At 63.9% G+C, this 15,783-nt stretch carries 15 protein-coding genes; 8 read left to right on the forward strand and 7 right to left on the reverse strand.

Annotated elements, in window-relative coordinates; all coding sequences use genetic code 11:
* The 6 genes from mdcE to BG60_RS31010 all read right to left on the reverse strand — a co-directional run.
* On the reverse strand, positions 1-803 hold an 803-nt coding region (mdcE, locus tag BG60_RS30985), incomplete at its 3' end, for a biotin-independent malonate decarboxylase subunit gamma (protein WP_034473894.1).
* On the reverse strand, positions 800-1,642 hold the full coding sequence (locus tag BG60_RS30990; protein ID WP_008341817.1) for a biotin-independent malonate decarboxylase subunit beta: 843 nt from the start codon (positions 1,640-1,642) through the stop codon (positions 800-802). The genes mdcE and BG60_RS30990, both read right to left, overlap by 4 nt.
* A complete protein-coding gene (locus BG60_RS30995; RefSeq protein WP_008341815.1) occupies positions 1,639-1,947 on the reverse strand; it encodes a malonate decarboxylase subunit delta in 309 nt (102 codons plus the stop codon). Before BG60_RS30995 ends, BG60_RS30990 begins: the two co-directional genes overlap by 4 nt.
* Positions 1,948-1,960: 13 nt before the next feature.
* The gene (locus tag BG60_RS31000; RefSeq protein WP_008341813.1) at positions 1,961-2,818 is read right to left on the reverse strand and encodes a triphosphoribosyl-dephospho-CoA synthase; all 858 of its coding nucleotides are present in this window, start codon (positions 2,816-2,818) and stop codon (positions 1,961-1,963) included.
* On the reverse strand, positions 2,818-4,479 hold the full coding sequence (gene mdcA, locus BG60_RS31005; protein WP_008341811.1) for a malonate decarboxylase subunit alpha: 1,662 nt from the start codon (positions 4,477-4,479) through the stop codon (positions 2,818-2,820). Before mdcA ends, BG60_RS31000 begins: the two co-directional genes overlap by 1 nt.
* Entirely contained in the window at positions 4,476-5,249 is a 774-nt protein-coding gene (locus tag BG60_RS31010; protein ID WP_008341808.1) for a GntR family transcriptional regulator, read from the reverse strand. The genes mdcA and BG60_RS31010 overlap by 4 nt, the downstream gene beginning before the upstream one ends.
* Before the next feature lie 142 nt (positions 5,250-5,391).
* On the opposite strand from BG60_RS31010, the gene BG60_RS31015 reads away from it, so the two are divergent.
* The 3 genes from BG60_RS31015 to BG60_RS31025 all read left to right on the forward strand — a co-directional run bounded on the left by BG60_RS31015 (position 5,392) and on the right by BG60_RS31025 (position 7,905).
* Complete coding sequence (locus BG60_RS31015; protein ID WP_008341806.1) at positions 5,392-6,705, forward strand: MFS transporter; 1,314 nt, start codon at positions 5,392-5,394, stop codon at positions 6,703-6,705.
* A 188-nt stretch (positions 6,706-6,893) separates the two neighbouring features.
* Positions 6,894-7,244 (forward strand): hypothetical protein, encoded by a 351-nt coding sequence (locus tag BG60_RS31020; RefSeq protein WP_008341804.1) that lies wholly within the window; start codon positions 6,894-6,896, stop codon positions 7,242-7,244.
* A gap of 265 nt (positions 7,245-7,509) precedes the next feature.
* Positions 7,510-7,905, forward strand: a complete 396-nt coding sequence (locus tag BG60_RS31025; protein ID WP_008341803.1) for a hypothetical protein — start codon at positions 7,510-7,512, stop codon at positions 7,903-7,905.
* Positions 7,906-7,989: 84 nt separating this feature from the next.
* Here BG60_RS31025 and fabI read toward each other — a convergent pair whose 3' ends face one another.
* A complete protein-coding gene (fabI, locus tag BG60_RS31030; protein WP_008341802.1) occupies positions 7,990-8,787 on the reverse strand; it encodes an enoyl-ACP reductase FabI in 798 nt (265 codons plus the stop codon).
* A gap of 240 nt (positions 8,788-9,027) precedes the next feature.
* Between fabI and BG60_RS31035 the strand changes: the two genes are divergently transcribed.
* The 5 genes from BG60_RS31035 to BG60_RS31055 all read left to right on the forward strand — a co-directional run bounded on the left by BG60_RS31035 (position 9,028) and on the right by BG60_RS31055 (position 15,468).
* Positions 9,028-10,893, forward strand: a complete 1,866-nt coding sequence (locus tag BG60_RS31035; RefSeq protein WP_033535771.1) for an extracellular solute-binding protein — start codon at positions 9,028-9,030, stop codon at positions 10,891-10,893.
* 12 nt (positions 10,894-10,905) lie between these two features.
* The gene (locus tag BG60_RS31040) at positions 10,906-11,946 is read left to right on the forward strand and encodes a microcin C ABC transporter permease YejB (protein ID WP_008341800.1); all 1,041 of its coding nucleotides are present in this window, start codon (positions 10,906-10,908) and stop codon (positions 11,944-11,946) included.
* A gap of 1 nt (position 11,947) precedes the next feature.
* Positions 11,948-13,069 (forward strand): ABC transporter permease, encoded by a 1,122-nt coding sequence (locus BG60_RS31045; RefSeq protein WP_008341799.1) that lies wholly within the window; start codon positions 11,948-11,950, stop codon positions 13,067-13,069.
* The gene (locus tag BG60_RS31050) at positions 13,066-14,664 is read left to right on the forward strand and encodes an ABC transporter ATP-binding protein (protein WP_034473896.1); all 1,599 of its coding nucleotides are present in this window, start codon (positions 13,066-13,068) and stop codon (positions 14,662-14,664) included. Before BG60_RS31045 ends, BG60_RS31050 begins: the two co-directional genes overlap by 4 nt.
* 147 nt (positions 14,665-14,811) lie before the next feature.
* Positions 14,812-15,468 carry a C40 family peptidase gene (locus BG60_RS31055; RefSeq protein ID WP_008341795.1) on the forward strand — a complete coding sequence of 219 codons (657 nt, stop codon included), beginning with the start codon at positions 14,812-14,814 and terminating at the stop codon, positions 15,466-15,468.
* Positions 15,469-15,783: the final 315 nt, after the last annotated feature.

A 15,783-nucleotide genomic window follows, 5' to 3' on the forward strand; every position in this document is an offset into this window, starting at 1 on the left:
TGCTCGCGCATGCGCCTGCGCACCTCGATCGATGCGGCGCGCGTGCGTTTCGCATCGGCGGAAGCGAGCCGGTTCGACAGATCGCGCGGACCGTTGCGCGCATCCTTCACCGCCGCCGCGAGCGATGCCTTCACGCGCTCGATGTCGGCGGAAGAGGGCGCGTCGGCGTCGACGCCTTCGATCAGCTCGTGCAGCAAGCCGAGCTTCGCGTAGGCGCTCATCTTGTACGACATCGGCAGGACCGCGTCGCCGAGCGCGTCGAGGCTTTCGACGCTGCGCCGCGTAACGCGCGCCGCAGCTTCCTTGCCCATCGCGTGGACGGCCGTGCCGGGCGCGTCGAGCGCGACGATGCGATTCGCCTGATAGCCGTGCGCGAGATACGCGCCCGACATCGCCGGTCCGACGATCAGCGCGATCACCGGATGGCCCGCGAGCCGCGCGCTCGCGTAGGCATCGACGGCGGCGGCGCACGCGAGATGAATGCCGAGCAGTTCTTCGCGACGTCCGTACGCCTGGCTCTTCACATCGACGACGGCGACGATGGCGCGCTTCACCCCGGCATCGCGATCGGCGTCGATCGTTTCGCGCACGGCGCGTGCGAGCAGCCAGCCCTGTTCGAGGCCGACGACGTTATCGGTCGCGCGCGGAAAGCGGTTCTGCGGATCGGGCACGACGGCAAAGAAGCTCGCGCGTTCGCCATCGAGAGCGCCTTCGCGCACGCGGATCGGCCCGCGCTCCGATTGCGTCGACGCAGAAGTCAGCGCGTCGAGCCAGCGCTCGCCGCGGGAAAGTGTGTCGGTCATGATGCGCCCCACAGTTTGCGCAAGGTGTCGGGATCGATGACGTCGGGGTTCACGTCGGCAAGCCGCGCGATGAAGCCATCCACGTTCTCCGTGCGATGCCGCGGCGGCACGCCGCGCCTGAACGCCGCGAGCACGGCGTCGCGCACCTGCTCGGTATCGTCTTCGACGAGCGTGTCCGCAAGACCGACCGCGACGCGTTCCTCGCCGCCGATCATCGACCAGATGAGGCGCCGGTCGCCCGAATCGAGTTCCTCGATGCCCGCTTCCTGCTCGATCACTTCCGGCCCGTTCATGCCGAGGCGCGCCTGCCGCGTCATCACCAGCTCGGTACAGAGCGCGGCCGCGAGCGACATGCCGCCGAAGCAGCCGACCATCCCGCCGATCACCCCGACGACAGGCACATGAGCCCGCAGCGCGACGATCGCCGCCTGAATTTCGGCGATGGCCGCGAGCCCGAGATTCGCTTCCTGCAGACGCACGCCGCCGGTTTCGAACAGCACGACGGGACGGATCGCGCGCCCGGCTTCGAATTCGCTCAAGGCCATTTCGAGCGCGGCGGCGATCTTCGCGCCGGATACTTCGCCGATGCTGCCGCCCTGAAACGCCGGCTCGATCGCGGCGATCACCGCCGGTTCGCCGCCGAGCATGCCGCGTGCGATGACCGCGCCGTCATCCGCCTGGCAGACGATGTTCTGCATCGCGAGCCACGGCGATTCGATGCGGTCGAACGGGCCGAGCAGTTCGCGGAACGTGCCTTGGTCGAGCAGCGCGTGCGCGCGTTCGCGCGCCGTCATTTCGATGAAGCTGTGCCGCGCGAGAAACGTGTCGTGCGCGTTCATGGCGTGTCTCCTTCGCTTTCGCTTGCTTCGACGGCTTCGTTGAGTCGCAGCATGACGACGCCGGGCGTCGCGCCGAAATCGTTCAGTTCGATTTTCGCCGCGCCGTCGTAGCGCTGGAAGAAGCGGTCGAGCACGCTTTTCCAGACATGGCCGTAGCCATCGACGCTCGTGCGGATCACCACTTCCGCGTTCGCACTTTGTGACGGCGAAAGCAGCACTTCGAGATCGCCCGAGCCGACGACGCCCACGTGCGCGCGGCGCGTGACGGGCCGTTTGGCCGGATATTCGTATCGCATGTTTTCCATCGTTCGTTCCTCTTCAGGGCAAGCGCCTGAGACTGTCGAGAAAGAGTGTCGCCGCGAGCAGGTCGGCCGCGCCGCCGGGCGATGCGTTCAGCTTCATCAGTTCTTCGTGAAGCGCCTCGAGCGCGCGACGGCCCGCGACGCTCGCCGCTCCGCCGCAAGCGATCACATCGCGCGCGCCGCGATGCGCTGCTTCGAGCGCGGGCATTCCGCCGCGATGCAGAAGACACGTATCGTCGAGCGACGCGATGATCGCGACGAGCGCATCGAGCCGCGCGTCGGATTCGGCGAGTCCGCTTGCGCGCGCGGCGTCCAGCGCGGGCAGGCCGACGAGCCGCGCATGCGGAAAACCATCGCGCGCTTCGCCGCGTGCGCCCGCCACGCGATAGCGTTCGCTGACGCGCGCACCGTGGCTCTTCGTTGCCGTTAGCGGCGCGTAGCGATCGTCGAAACGGGCGATCTTCGCCGCCGAGAAGCAGATCGCGCCGCTGTCGTCGGGCGCGTGCATCGCCGCGCCCGCGCACAGCAAACCGATGATCCAGATCGCGCCGCGATGCGCGTTGCTGCCATCGGTTGCGCGCATCATCGCGGATTCGCCTTCGCGGCCGATGCGCGCCAGTTGCTCGCGCAAGATCTGCGACGGCTCCGCGTGCGACGCCGCGCGCGCGATCGCGAGAAACGTCGGATGCAGGGCGCGAGCGGAACGCAGCATCGTGTCCAGATCGAGATCGCGATGCGCGCCGCTGCCGCGTTCATCGACGAGCGCCGGCTTCGGCGTGAGACGCGCCTCGGCGATCAGCGCATCGACGGCGCATTGCGCGATGAGCGACGGCGACGCGACCGCGCGCGCAAGATCGCGAAGAGCCGGCTTCATCACCAGCTCCGGAAGCGCGCGGGCGGCGCGTACAAGCCGCCCGACCACGCGACGAGATCGTCGATGCTGCGCGCCGCGAGCAGCGAGCGCTTGGCTTCGCCGCGCCGCACGCCCAGATCTTCCGGATACGCGACGATGCCGCGCCGTCTCAATTCCGCCGTCTTCGCGGGATCGGCGCGCATGCCGATCGGCGTCACGCCCGCGACCGCCGCGAGCGCGGCGCGGCGCTCGTCGACGCCTTCTGCCGCGTGCAGATACGCGATGCCTTCTTCCGTCACGACGTGCGTGACATCGTCGCCGTAGATCATCACGGGCGCGATCGGCATGCCGCTTTTCTCGCCGACGGCAATCGCGTCGAGCGCATCGACGATGGTCGGCTCGCCGCCTTTCTTGTACGTCTCGGCCGTCTGCACGACGAGCTTGTGCCCGCGCGCGATCTTCGGATTCGGGCCGTCGTCCTTCAGGAGCTTCAGCCACGCTTCGCTCGAATGACGCCGGCCGCGCGGATCGTGTCCCATGTTCGGCGCGCCGCCGAAGCCCGCGAGCCGCCCGAGCGTGACCGTCGACGAATTCGCGTCGGCGTCCATCTGCAAGGTCGAGCCGATGAAGAGATCGACACCGTATTGCCCCGCGAGCTGGCAGAACACGCGATTCGAGCGCAGGCTGCCGTCGCGGCCGGTGAAGAACACATCGGAGCGCGCCGCGATGTAGTCCTCCATGCCGACTTCGCTGCCGAAGCAATGCACGCTGTCCACCCAGCCGGATTCGATCGCGGGAATCAGCGTCGGATGCGGATTGAGCGCCCAGTTCGTGCAGATCTTTCCTTTGAGGCCGAGCTTCTCGCCGTATGTCGGCAACAGCAGTTCGATCGCGGCCGTATCGAAGCCGATGCCGTGATTGAGCGCCTTGACGCCATAGCGCTCGTAGATGCCGCGGATCGTCATCATCGCCATGAGAATCTGCAATTCGCCGATGTGACGCGGATCGCGCGTGAAAAGCGGCTCCACGGCGAACGGACGATCGGCCTCGACGACGACATCGACCCACGAGCCGGGAATATCGACGCGCGGCAGTTCGTCGACGATTTCGTTCACCTGCGCGACCACGATGCCATGCCGGAACGCGGTGGCTTCGACGATCGTCGGCGTGTCCTCGGTGTTGGCGCCCGTGTACAGATTCCCGTGCCGGTCTGCCTGCACCGCGCACACGAGCGCGACCTGCGGCGTCAAGTCGATGAACATGCGCGCATACAGTTCGATGTACGTATAGATCGCGCCGATCTCCAGCATGCCGTCTTCGAGCAGTTGCGCGACGCGCAGGCTTTGCGGCCCGGCGAACGCGAAATCGACCTTGTGCGCGATGCCTTGCTCGAAGAGCGCGAGATGCTCGGGACGGCTGATGCTCGAGATCAGCAGATGGATGTCGTGAACGCGATCCGGATCGAGCTTCGCGAATGCGCGCGAGAGAAAGTCCGCCTGCTTCTGATTGTTGCCTTCGAGCGCGACACGGTCGCCGGTGACGATGAGCGCACTCAACGCATCGACGATGTGCGCGGCATCGAGCACGGAGCCGTTCATCCACGGCTTGATCAGCTTAAGACGCCGCGCTTTTTCCTGCGCGCGCGTGTTCCAGTTGCGGGTTTCAGCGATGACGTCGTTCATTGGTCGGCCTTGACGGAATTCGATCGGGAAGATGCGCGGCGTTTCTTCTTCTTGACGTGGCTCGAGTGCGCGAGCGCCTGGGCATCGGCGAGAAAGCGGTAGAGCAGTTCGCCCGTCGCGAGCAGATGGCGCGCGACGAGCGTCTGCGCCTGTTCGATATCGCGCGCGGCGAGGGCATCGAAGATCGCGCGGTGCTCGGCATCGGATGAATCCTTGTGGATCGGCAGACCGAGCTTCAGCCGCAAATAGCGTTCGCCGCGCCGATGCATCTGGCCGATCAGCTCCATCAGCCGAGGACGGTCGGCGGGCGCGTAGAGCGCCATGTGGAACTGCTCGTTGCGCACGACGTAGAGCGTCGGATCGGGCTCGTTCTCGGCGGCTTCGAGCAGGCGTTTCGCGTCGGCAAGCGTTTCGGGCGTGTGATGCGCGATCGCAATGCCGATCGCGAGACTTTCGAGCGATGCGCGAATCTCGTAGATCTCGCGCGCCTCGTCGGCCGATTGCAGACTGACGGCCGCGCCGCGATTCGGCTCGATTGTCACCCAGCCTTCGCTTTCGAGCTGGCGGAACGCTTCTCGCACCGGAATGGCGCTGACCGAAAACTGCCGGGCGATCGCGTCCTGCCGCAGCGGCTCGCCCGGCAACAGCGAGCCATCGACGATGGCGGCGCGCAGCGCATCCGCGATGAAGCGCGACGTGCTCTGGCGCGGTTCGAACTGCGCGTCGCGAAATGAGGCCGGAGTCGATCCGGCTGAGAGATCTGTCGGCATGGCTAGGTGAAAGTGCGGACTTGTCGTGTGTCGATGTTCAAATATTATATATAAAAACGCACACGGTACTTCGGTGCTTTCCCTAGACGCCATAACAAACATTTTTAACCGGCGCGTCGCTAATTCCTTTGGAGACATGGCCATGCCCAGCACGCTGGATCGACAGATAAGCGCCACGCGCGCCACGAAGACACCGCTCAACCGGTCGCAGATCACCGGTTTCTGGGGTGCGTGGGCCGGCTGGACGCTCGACGGAATGGATTCGTTCATCTACGCGCTCGTGCTCGCGCCGGCGCTCACCGAATTGCTGCCGCGTTCGGGCTATGAGGCGACGCCGGCGAACATCGGGCTTGCGGGCTCGATTCTGTTCGCGCTCTTTCTCGTCGGATGGGGACTGTCGTTCATCTGGGGACCGCTCGCCGACCGTTTCGGACGCACGAAAGTGCTCGCGGCGACCATCTTCACGTTCGCGATCTTCACCGGCCTCGCGGCGACCGCGAATAACGTGTGGGAGCTCGGCTTCTATCGGTTTTGCGCGGGCGTGGGGATCGGCGGTGAATGGGCGCTCGCGGGCACGTATGTCGCGGAAGCGTGGCCGGAAGATCGCCGGAAGATGGGCGCGGGTTATCTGCAGACCGGCTACTACGCGGGCTTCTTCCTCGCCGCCGCGCTCAATTACACGATCGGCGCGACGTTCGGCTGGCGCGCGATGTTTCTCGTCGGCCTGTTTCCGGTCGTCGTGTCGATCATGGTGCTCCTGCGCGTGAAGGAAACCGACAAGTGGGAACGCGCCGAAACCGCTCATCCGCACGTCAAGCACGAGAGTTCGCTGAAGGCGATCTTCAATGCGCAATATCGCAAGCGGACGATCGTCGCGGCCGTGCTGCTGACGGTGGCGATCATCGGCTTGTGGGCGGGCGCGGTGTATGAACCGTCGGCGGTCGTTCAGCTCGCGACGAAGGCGGGCATGGACAAGCACGATGCCGCGCGCATGGCGTCGATCGCGACGGGGTTGCTTTCGATCGGCACGATCGTCGGCTGTCTCGCGCTGCCGCCGATGGCCGAAAAGATCGGCCGCAGAAAGACGCTCGCGGTGTATTTCGTCGGCATGGCAGCGTCGATCGCGCTCGCGTTCGGCTGGGCGTTCTATCTGCCGAACGGGCTGGTGCCGTTCATCGCGCTGCTCGTCGTGCTGGGCTTTTTCGGCGGCAACTTCGCGCTCTTCTCGCTGTGGCTGCCCGAGCAGTTCGAAACCCGCGTGCGTGCGACGGCCTTCGCGTTCTGCACGTCGGTCGGGCGCTTCTTCGGCGCGATCGTGAACTTCGGCATCGGCGCGATGGTGCTCAACATGAAGACGCTCGGCGTGCCGATTGCCATTACCGCGATTGCGTTTCTCATCGGTCTCGCGGTGATCCCGCTCGCGCCGGAAACGAAAGGCCAGGAACTGCCGAACTGATCTTCGCTGCGCCTCTCACGAACGGCGATCTTCGCGATGCGAGGGCCGCCGTTTTTCCATCTGCACGAGCTTACTTTTCGTAAGTTTTTCCTCGGTAATAGCAGGTTACGAAGTCGAACACTCGATGCGGCATCCGTCCGATATAGTCCGGTCAACACAACAAACAACCCATCGGGGTGGGGCTTTACATGAACAAGGTATCGAAGGCTTCCGTGCTGGCTGGCGCCGTGATGTTCGGCGGTCTGATGGTGTCCGGCGCGGCCAATGCGGGTGTGTCCGTGGGCGTGAACATCGGGGTGCCCGCGCCCGTGTACGTCGCGCCCGAGCCGGTCTATGCGCCGCCTCCGCCGCCCGTCGTGTACGCGCCGCCTCCGGCGCCGGTCTACGTGCAGCCGGCCATCGTGGTCGGCTGGCATGGCGATCGTTACTGGGATGGCCGTCGCTACTGGGATCGCGACGATTACTATCGCCACTACGATCATGGCCGCGGCCACGATCACGACGGCCATGACCACGGCCGTCACAACGGCTGGCGTTGATCGTCCCGCGCCGCCCGGCGTCCGTCGCCGAAAGCCACTCGTTCGTCACGGGTGGCTTTTTTGTTGCCGCTTGAACGTGGAAGGGCGAATTCCCAGTAAAACAACAACGCCGCGAATTCTCACCCGCGCGATGTAACAAAAGGTAAGGTTTCTCCAGACGTAAAGCGCGAGCAGGCAATAACTTACAAAGCTGAAATATTGCGTCGAAAGGTTTTCGTTATATTTGAGCGCAAGCGAACAAGTACAAAGCGAGGTCCGGTTGCATATGAAAAAGAAGTTCTCGGGACGAATCGTGGCCGGTGTGCTGACCATGGCGGCGCTGAGCGCGACGGGCATCGCGCGCGCGGCGGATGTTCATGTCGGCGTGAATATCGGCATTCCGGCGCCGGTCTACGTCGCGCCGACGCCGGTCTATGCACCGCCTCCGCCGCCCGTCGTCTACCAGCCCGCGCCGATGTACGCGCCGCCGGTCGTCATCGGCTGGCATGGCAGCCGGTACTGGGACGGCCGACGCTATTGGAGCCGCAACGACTACTATCGTCATTACGGGCACGGCCGTCCGCCGCCTCCGCCGCGCCCGCATGGTCCGCCGCCGGGGCACGGTTACGGACATGGCAACGGGCACGGCAACGGACATGGCGGCCCGCACGGCTATCGTTGAGGCAGGGCGCGGTCATCGCGGCAAATAAAAAGCGCCGCTCACCTGAAGTGAGCGGCGCTTCGTTTTGCAGCTGCGAACGGGCGCTTATTCCGCGTCGCCGCCCATTCCGCCGACGACCGCATGGAATCCGGCATCGACGTGGACGACTTCCGCGCTCATGCCGCTCGACAGATCCGACAGCAGGAACGCGGCGACATTGCCCACTTGCTCGATCGTCACATTGCGCTTGAGCGGCGCATTCTGTTCGACGAAGTTCAGAATCTTGCCGAAGCTCTTGATGCCGCTCGCCGCGAGCGTCTTGATCGGGCCGGCCGAGATGGCGTTGACGCGTACGCCCTTGGCGCCGAGCGACTGGGACGCCGCCATGTAACGCACGCTCGCCTCGAGCGATGCCTTCGCGAGGCCCATCGTGTTGTAGTTCGGCAGCGCGCGCTCGGCGCCGAGATACGACAGCGTGAGCAGCGACGAGCCGTCTTTCAGCATCGGCAGCGCGGCTTTCGCGAGCGCGGGGAAGCTGTAGGCGGAGATGTCGTGCGCAACGCGGAAGTTCTCGCGCGTCATGCCGTCGAGGAAATCGCCCGCGATCGCCTCGCGCGGCGCGAAGCCGATGGAGTGCACGAGGCCGTCGAGCGAGTCCCAGCGTTCTTTCAGCGACGCGAACAGCGCATCGATTTGCGCGTCGTCGGCGACGTCGCACGGATAGACCATGTCGCTGCCGAACTCGGTCGCGAACTCGGTGATGCGCTCCTTGAAGCGCTCGCCGACATACGTGAACGCCAGTTCCGCGCCTTCGCGCTTGCAGGCCGCGGCGATGCCGTAAGCGATCGAGCGGTTGGACAGCAGGCCCGTCAGCAGAATTCGTTTTCCAGCGAGAAAGCCCATGAATGCTCCTTCTTTGATGTCAGTGTCGCGGCGCGCACCGGTTGTCCGATGCCGCGCGGGGTCGTGCGTGGCGCGATCGGCCAGTCGACAACCCTTGGGTCGCAGGCCGAGCGGTGCGTGATTTTGGGTAGAATTCTCTCACATCGCAATGCCTCGCCTTAAGATTCCCGCGGCTCGCGCTTCGGGTTTCCGGCCGGGTCACTCCATCGCGTCACACACTCAAATCGCGCCCAGAGGCACATGACGATCCGTTTATGCAGCGCCTCACGCTTGGTCCTGACCTGGTCGCTGGCCGCATCGGCGGCATGGCTCGCGAGTCCGGCTTACGCGGTGCATGCCATCGCGCAATACGGCGAGCCGAAATACCCGGCCGGTTTCAAGCACTTCGATTACGTGAATCCCGACGCGCCGCGCGACGGCACGCTCGTCCTCGCGAACCCGAACCGGCTGACGAGCTTCGACAAGTTCAATCCGTTCACGTTGCGCGGCAATCCCGCGCCCGGTCTTTCGCTGATGTTCGAGAGCCTGACGACAGGCAGTTCCGACGAAGTATCGACCGCTTACGGCCTGCTCGCCGATGACATTTCCGTCGCGCCCGATGGCATGTCGACCACCTTCCACATCAATCCGAAAGCGCGCTTTTCCAACGGCGATCCGGTCACGGCGGAAGACGTGAAGTTCTCGTTCGAGACGCTCAAGAGTCCGCTTGCCGCGCCGCAGTTCTCCGTGTACTTCGGGCAGATCGCGCGCGCGGTGGTCGTCGATCCGCAGACGATCCGCTTCGAGTTCAAGATCGCGACGCGCGAGATGCCGCTGCTCGCGGGCGGCATTCCGGTGTTTTCGCGCAAGTGGGGCATGAAGCCGGACGGCACGCGCATTCCGTTCGACAAGATCGCGTTCCAGAAGCCCATCGGCAGCGGGCCGTATCTGATCGATCGTTACGACAACGGCCGCACGATCTCGTACCGGCGCAATCCGGATTACTGGGGCGCGGCGCTGCCGGTGCGTGTCGGCACGTTCAATTTCGCGCACATCGACTACAAGCTTTACGGCGATCCGACCGCGCGCCTCGAAGCGTTCAAGGCGGGCGAGTACGACGTGCTGGTCGAGTACGTCGCGCGCAGTTGGGTGCGGCGCGATATCGGCAAACGCTTCGACAGCGGCGAGCTCATCAAGCGCGAGTTCCCGCACCACAACGGCACCGGCATGCAGGGCTTCTTCATGAACACGCGCAAGCCGCTCTTCAAGGACGTGCGCGTGCGTCAGGCGCTCGATCTCGCGCTCGATTTCGAGTGGCTCAACCGGCAACTGTTCTTCAATCAGTACAGGCGCATCGACAGCTTTTTCGTCAACACGGATCTGCAGGCGAAGGGATTGCCGAGCGAAGGCGAACTCGCGATATTGAACCCGCTGAAGAAGCAGCTCGATCCTTCCGTGTTCGGCGAGATGCCGCGTCAGCCGGACACCGATCCGCCCGGCTCGCTGCGCGCCAATCTCATCAAGGCGCGCGAATTGCTCGCTCGAGCCGGCTGGACGTATCGCGACGGCGCGCTGCGCAACGCGAAGGGCGAGCCGTTCGTCTTCGAGATTCTCGACGACACCGGCGGCGGCGCGTCGATGGAGCCGGTCGCGGCCGCGTTCGGGCGCAATCTGCAGAAGCTCGGCATCACGATGAACTTTCGCACCGTCGATTACGCGTTGATCCAGAAACGTCTCGATGCGTTCGACTTCGACATGACGAGCGTGCGCATGCCCGACGTGCAGGTGCCGGGCACCGAGCAGGTTTCGCGCTTCGGCAGCAAGTCCGCGGACGAGCAGGGCTCCGACAATCTCGCAGGCGTGAAGTCGCCGGCCGTCGATGCGATCCTGCAGAAAGTGATCTCCGCGCAGACGCGCGAGCAACTGGTGGACGCGACGCACGCGCTCGATCGCGTGCTGATGAACGGCTACTATGTGGTGCCGCACTGGTACTCGGCGACGCATCGCGTGGCGTATCGGAATACGCTGGCGTACCCGTCGACGCTGCCGCTGTATTACGGCGCGGAAGAGTGGGTCATATCGACGTGGTGGGCCAAATCCGGGCCCGTCGCGCACGCGGCGAAGTAACGAGGACGCGCCATGTGGAGCTACATCCTTAAACGCATTCTCTTGATGATCCCGACGCTCATCGGCGTGTTGACGCTCACGTTCGTCGTGATCCAGTTCGTGCCGGGCGGTCCGGTCGAACAGGCGGTGCACGACTTGCGGCGCGGACAGTCCGAAGGCGGCGGCGGCTTCGGGCTGCGCACGCATACGGGCGTCGATGCGCAGCAGGTCGAGCAACTGAAGAAGCTCTACGGCTTCGACAAACCGCCGCTGCAACGCTACTTTCTGATGCTCGGCAAGTTCGCGCGCTTCGATCTCGGCGAGAGTTATTTCAGGCATCAGAGCGTGTGGTCGCTGATCGTGTCGAAGCTGCCGGTGTCGATCAGCATCGGCTTGTGGACCTTCTTCATCACGTATCTGATATCGGTGCCGCTCGGCATCGCCAAAGCCGTGAAGAACGGCTCGAAGTTCGATGTCGCGACGAGTCTCATCGTGCTCGTCGGCTTTGCGATTCCGGGCTTCGTGCTCGGCGTGCTGCTGCTCGTGCTGTTCGGCGGCGGCACGTTCTGGCAACTGTTTCCGCTGCGCAATCTCACGTCCGACAACTGGGCGACGCTCTCGCTCGGCGGCAAGATTCTCGATTATCTGTGGCACATCACGTTGCCGGTCGTGGCGTCGGTGGTGGGCAGCTTCGCCGTCGTCACGATGCTCACGAAGAACGCGTTCCTCGACGAAATCCGCAAGCAATATGTGCTGACCGCGCGCGCCAAAGGCTTGAGTGAGCGGCGCGTGCTGTGGAAGCACGTATTCCGCAACGCGCTCTTGCCGCTGATCGTCGGTTTTCCGGCGGCGTTCATCGGCGCGTTCTTTACGGGCAGCCTGCTGATCGAGACGCTCTTTTCGCTCGACGGCCTCGGACTGCTCTCGTACGAATCCGTCGTGCGGCGCGACTATCCGGTCGTGCTCGGCACGCTTTATCTCTTCACGCTGATCGGCCTCGCAACGAAGCTCATCTCGGACCTCTGTTACGTCTGGGTCGATCCACGCATTCAATTCGAACAACTGGAGCGCTGATTTGAATCGAGCCGCTTCACCGGAATCGTCACGGCGCGGTGCCAACGGCAGCGATGCGCAACCGCTGCGCGGCGCGGCATCGGTGCCGCCAGGACGGCGCGTATGGCTGCGCTTCAAGCGAAACAGGCTCGGATACTGGAGCCTGATCGTGTTCATCGCGGCGTTCGTCATCAGTCTCGCGGGGCCGCTGTGGTCGAACGACAAGCCGCTCGTCGTGCGCTATCAGGGCCACTTTTACTTTCCGCTCGTGAAGACGTATGCGGAGACGACCTTCGGCGGCGACTTTCCGACGCCCGCCGATTATCTCGATCCGTTCGTGCGCGATCGCTTCAGCGCGCCCGGCAACTTCGCGATCTATCCGCCGAATCACTACTACTACGACACGCTCAACTATTTTTCGAAGGGCTCGAACCCGGCGCCGCCGTCGCGCGAGAACTGGCTCGGCACCGACGATCGCGGCCGCGACGTGTTCGCGCGCCTCGTCTACGGCTTTCGCGTGTCGGTGCTGTTCGCACTCGTGCTGACGGCGATCGGCACCGTGCTCGGTGTCGTCGCGGGCGCGGTGCAGGGCTACTTCGGCGGCAGGATCGATATCACCGGGCAACGCCTGATCGAAATCTGGAGCGCGTTGCCGGAGCTTTATCTGCTGATCATCTTCGCGTCGATATTCGAGCCGAGTCTCATTCTTTTGATCATCCTGCTGTCGCTGTTCGGATGGATCGGCCTGTCGGATTACGTGCGCGCGGAGTTTCTGCGCAATCGCACGCAGGACTATGTCCGCGCCGCGCGCGCGATGGGTTTGTCGAACTGGCAGATCATCTGGCGGCACGTCTTGCCCAATAGCCTGACGCCCGTCATCACGTTCCTGCCGTTTCGCATGAGCGGAGCGATTCTCGCGCTCACGAGCCTCGATTTTCTCGGCCTCGGCGTGCCGTCGCCGACGCCGTCGCTCGGCGAGTTGCTCGCGCAGGGCAAGGCCAATCTCGACGCGTGGTGGATTTCGCTGTCGACGTTCGGCGTGCTCGTCGCGACGCTGCTCCTGCTGACCTTCATGGGCGACGCCTTGCGCAACGCGCTCGATACGCGTATTTCCGATGCCGTGAAAGCCGGAGGCGGGCAGTGACGGAGCCGCTACTTTCGATCGAAGACTTGCGCGTGCGCTTCGGCGACACGCTCGCGGTAGATGGCGTCAATCTCGACATTCGCGCGGGCGAGCGTGTGGCGCTCGTCGGCGAATCGGGCTCGGGCAAGAGCGTGACGGCGCTGTCGGTGCTGCGCCTCGTGCACGAGGCCGAAGTGAGCGGATCGATCCGCTTCAACGGCGAGGAATTGCTGTCGAAAAGCGAGCGCGCGATCCGAGGTCTGCGCGGTTCCGACATCGCGATGATCTTTCAGGAGCCGATGACCGCGCTCAATCCGCTCTACACGGTCGGGGACCAGATCGGCGAGACGATCCGCCTGCACGACGGCACGAGCCCGCGCGAGGCGAGAAAACGCGCAATCGCGCTGCTCGCGCGTACCGGGATCACCGAGCCGGAAAGGCGCGTGGACAGTTATCCGCATCAGCTTTCGGGCGGACAGCGTCAGCGCGTGATGATCGCGATGGCGCTCGCCTGCCGGCCGCGGCTTCTGCTCGCCGACGAGCCGACCACCGCGCTCGATGTGACGATCCGCGCGCAGATCGTCGAGTTGCTGCTCGAACTTCAGCGCGATGAAGCCGAAAAGCGCGGCATGGCGGTGCTGCTCATCACGCACGACCTGAATCTCGTGCGGCGCTTCGCCGAGCGCGTCGCGGTGATGGAGAAGGGCGTGCTCGTCGAAAGCGGCACGGTGGAGGCCATTTTCGCGTCGCCGCAGCATCCGTACACGAAGCGGCTCATCGAGAGCAAGCCGAAGCGCAGCGTGCTGCCGGTGCTGCCCATCGCCCCGGTGCTGCTCGATGCGAAGGATGTGTCCGTCGATTACCCGACGCGTCTGCCGGGTTTCGCGGGCTGGTTCCGGCGCGGCCGCTTCAAGGCCGTCGACGACGTCACGCTGACGGTGCGCCAGGGCGAGACGCTCGGCATCGTCGGCGAATCGGGTTCGGGGAAATCGACGCTCGCGATGGCGCTACTCGGCCTGCAGCGCATCTCGAATGGCGCGGTGGAGTTCCAGGGGCGCGCAATCAGCGATTTTCGCGGACGCGAAAAAACCGTGCTGCGCTCGAACTTGCAAGTGGTGTTTCAGGACCCGTTCAGCTCGCTCTCGCCGCGGCAGACGGTGGAGCGCATCGTCGGAGAAGGGCTCGCGCTGCATCGACCGGAACTCGATGCCGCCGCTCGACGGGCGAAAGTGATCGCCGTGCTGCGCGAGGTCGGCATGGAGCGCGCGGCGCTCGATCGCTATCCGCACGAATTCTCCGGCGGACAGCGCCAGCGCATTGCGATCGCGCGCGCGCTCGTGCTCGAACCGAGCATCCTGATCCTGGACGAGCCGACCAGCGCGCTCGATGTTTCCATTCAAACTCAAGTGCTTGCGCTTCTGGCCGATATTCAGAAGAAGCACAATCTTGGTTACGTTTTCATTAGCCATGACCTGCAGGTGATCGGTGCGATGGCTCATCGCGTCGCGGTCATGCGGAATGGTTTTGTCGTGGAGTCGGGGGAAGTAGAGAAGATTTTTGCGAACCCTTCTGACGAATACACAAGAAAGCTTCTGAAAGCATCGCTAGTTTCCTAAAAATCTTTCTTTTTCGCCAATTGGGTGCGCGTCTCAATTGTATTTTTCTATTTCTTTTGACAGTTAAATACTTTATGGCTAGTATCCCTCCAAACTTTCACGTATCTCCCTGATTTAGCAGCTTTTAATTGTAAAACCTACCGACCGATGCAGCCACTAACGATGACTCAGACATGTGCGCGCGCCGCCGCGAGCATGTTAATCGGCCTTCTGATGACAACAACTTCCGGCGCGTTCGCCGACGAAGTCAGCAGTAGCAGCCAAAATGCCAACAACGGCATTTTCTCTAGCAAATCCAGCGATGCAGCAAGCGCAGACGCCGCCAGCAATCCGGGCGGCGCGAAGTCGTTTCTGTCGGGCGTGGCGAGCAAGGCGGGCGACGTCGTCGTCGGCGCGCTCAACATGATCGGCGTGCGTTATCGCTGGGGCGGCAACACGCCGGATTCCGGTCTCGATTGCAGCGGCTTTGTCCGCTACGTTTTCCAGGACACGCTCGGCATGACCTTGCCGCGCCGCGCCGAGGAAATGAGCCGGGTCGGCGAGAAAGTGACCGTCTCCGACCTGAAGCCGGGCGACCTCGTGTTCTTTAATACGATGCGCCGCTCGTTCTCCCACGTCGGCATCTATATCGGCGACAACAAGTTCGTGCATTCGCCGTCGACTGGCAGCACGATCCGTGTCGACGACATGGAAGACGGCTATTGGGAAAAGCGTTTTCAGGGCGCGCGTCGCATCGAGAACGCGCAAGTCGGCGACGGCGCGGAACTGCGCCAGCGCGTGAGCGCGTCGATCGGCGGTTACTGATCGTCTGTCGGCATCGAAAAAAGCCTGCCTCCTTTGCGGACGCAGGCTTTTTTGTTTTGCGTTCGGGCGCGAGGCAGCGTCAATCGGCGCAATCGGAAAGCCTCATTGCACAGGTCATCAAAAGTCGTTATAGTTTTTGAATGAACTTTTTCACGTTCCCCTTCTCGTTGTTTCCGGCTAGTGCGTCGCTACGCGCACTATCGCTGCTAGCGCGCCTACCGCGCTGATCCTTCACGCCTCCCGTCTGCTCGTCCATTCAGGTTTTCGACGCCAGCGGTGGCGCGAACACCCGAATTCCCTTTTGAGTTTCGTCTC

This window comes from Caballeronia zhejiangensis (genome assembly GCF_000698575.1).
GTDB lineage: Bacteria > Pseudomonadota > Gammaproteobacteria > Burkholderiales > Burkholderiaceae > Caballeronia > Caballeronia zhejiangensis.

Excerpts from the sequence above, each read along its gene's own strand:
- fabI (WP_008341802.1), bottom strand. The coding sequence starts at position 8,787 with ATGGGCTTTCTCGCTGGAAAACGAATTCTGCTGACGGGCCTGCTGTCC.
- BG60_RS31040 (WP_008341800.1), top strand. The coding sequence starts at position 10,906 with ATGTGGAGCTACATCCTTAAACGCATTCTCTTGATGATCCCGACGCTC.
- BG60_RS30995 (WP_008341815.1), bottom strand. The coding sequence starts at position 1,947 with ATGGAAAACATGCGATACGAATATCCGGCCAAACGGCCCGTCACGCGC.
- BG60_RS31055 (WP_008341795.1), top strand. The coding sequence starts at position 14,812 with ATGCAGCCACTAACGATGACTCAGACATGTGCGCGCGCCGCCGCGAGC.
- BG60_RS31000 (WP_008341813.1), bottom strand. The coding sequence starts at position 2,818 with ATGAAGCCGGCTCTTCGCGATCTTGCGCGCGCGGTCGCGTCGCCGTCG.
- BG60_RS30990 (WP_008341817.1), bottom strand. The coding sequence starts at position 1,642 with ATGAACGCGCACGACACGTTTCTCGCGCGGCACAGCTTCATCGAAATG.
- BG60_RS31025 (WP_008341803.1), top strand. The coding sequence starts at position 7,510 with ATGAAAAAGAAGTTCTCGGGACGAATCGTGGCCGGTGTGCTGACCATG.
- BG60_RS31020 (WP_008341804.1), top strand. The coding sequence starts at position 6,894 with ATGAACAAGGTATCGAAGGCTTCCGTGCTGGCTGGCGCCGTGATGTTC.
- BG60_RS31035 (WP_033535771.1), top strand. The coding sequence starts at position 9,028 with ATGACGATCCGTTTATGCAGCGCCTCACGCTTGGTCCTGACCTGGTCG.
- BG60_RS31015 (WP_008341806.1), top strand. The coding sequence starts at position 5,392 with ATGCCCAGCACGCTGGATCGACAGATAAGCGCCACGCGCGCCACGAAG.
- BG60_RS31010 (WP_008341808.1), bottom strand. The coding sequence starts at position 5,249 with ATGCCGACAGATCTCTCAGCCGGATCGACTCCGGCCTCATTTCGCGAC.
- mdcA (WP_008341811.1), bottom strand. The coding sequence starts at position 4,479 with ATGAACGACGTCATCGCTGAAACCCGCAACTGGAACACGCGCGCGCAG.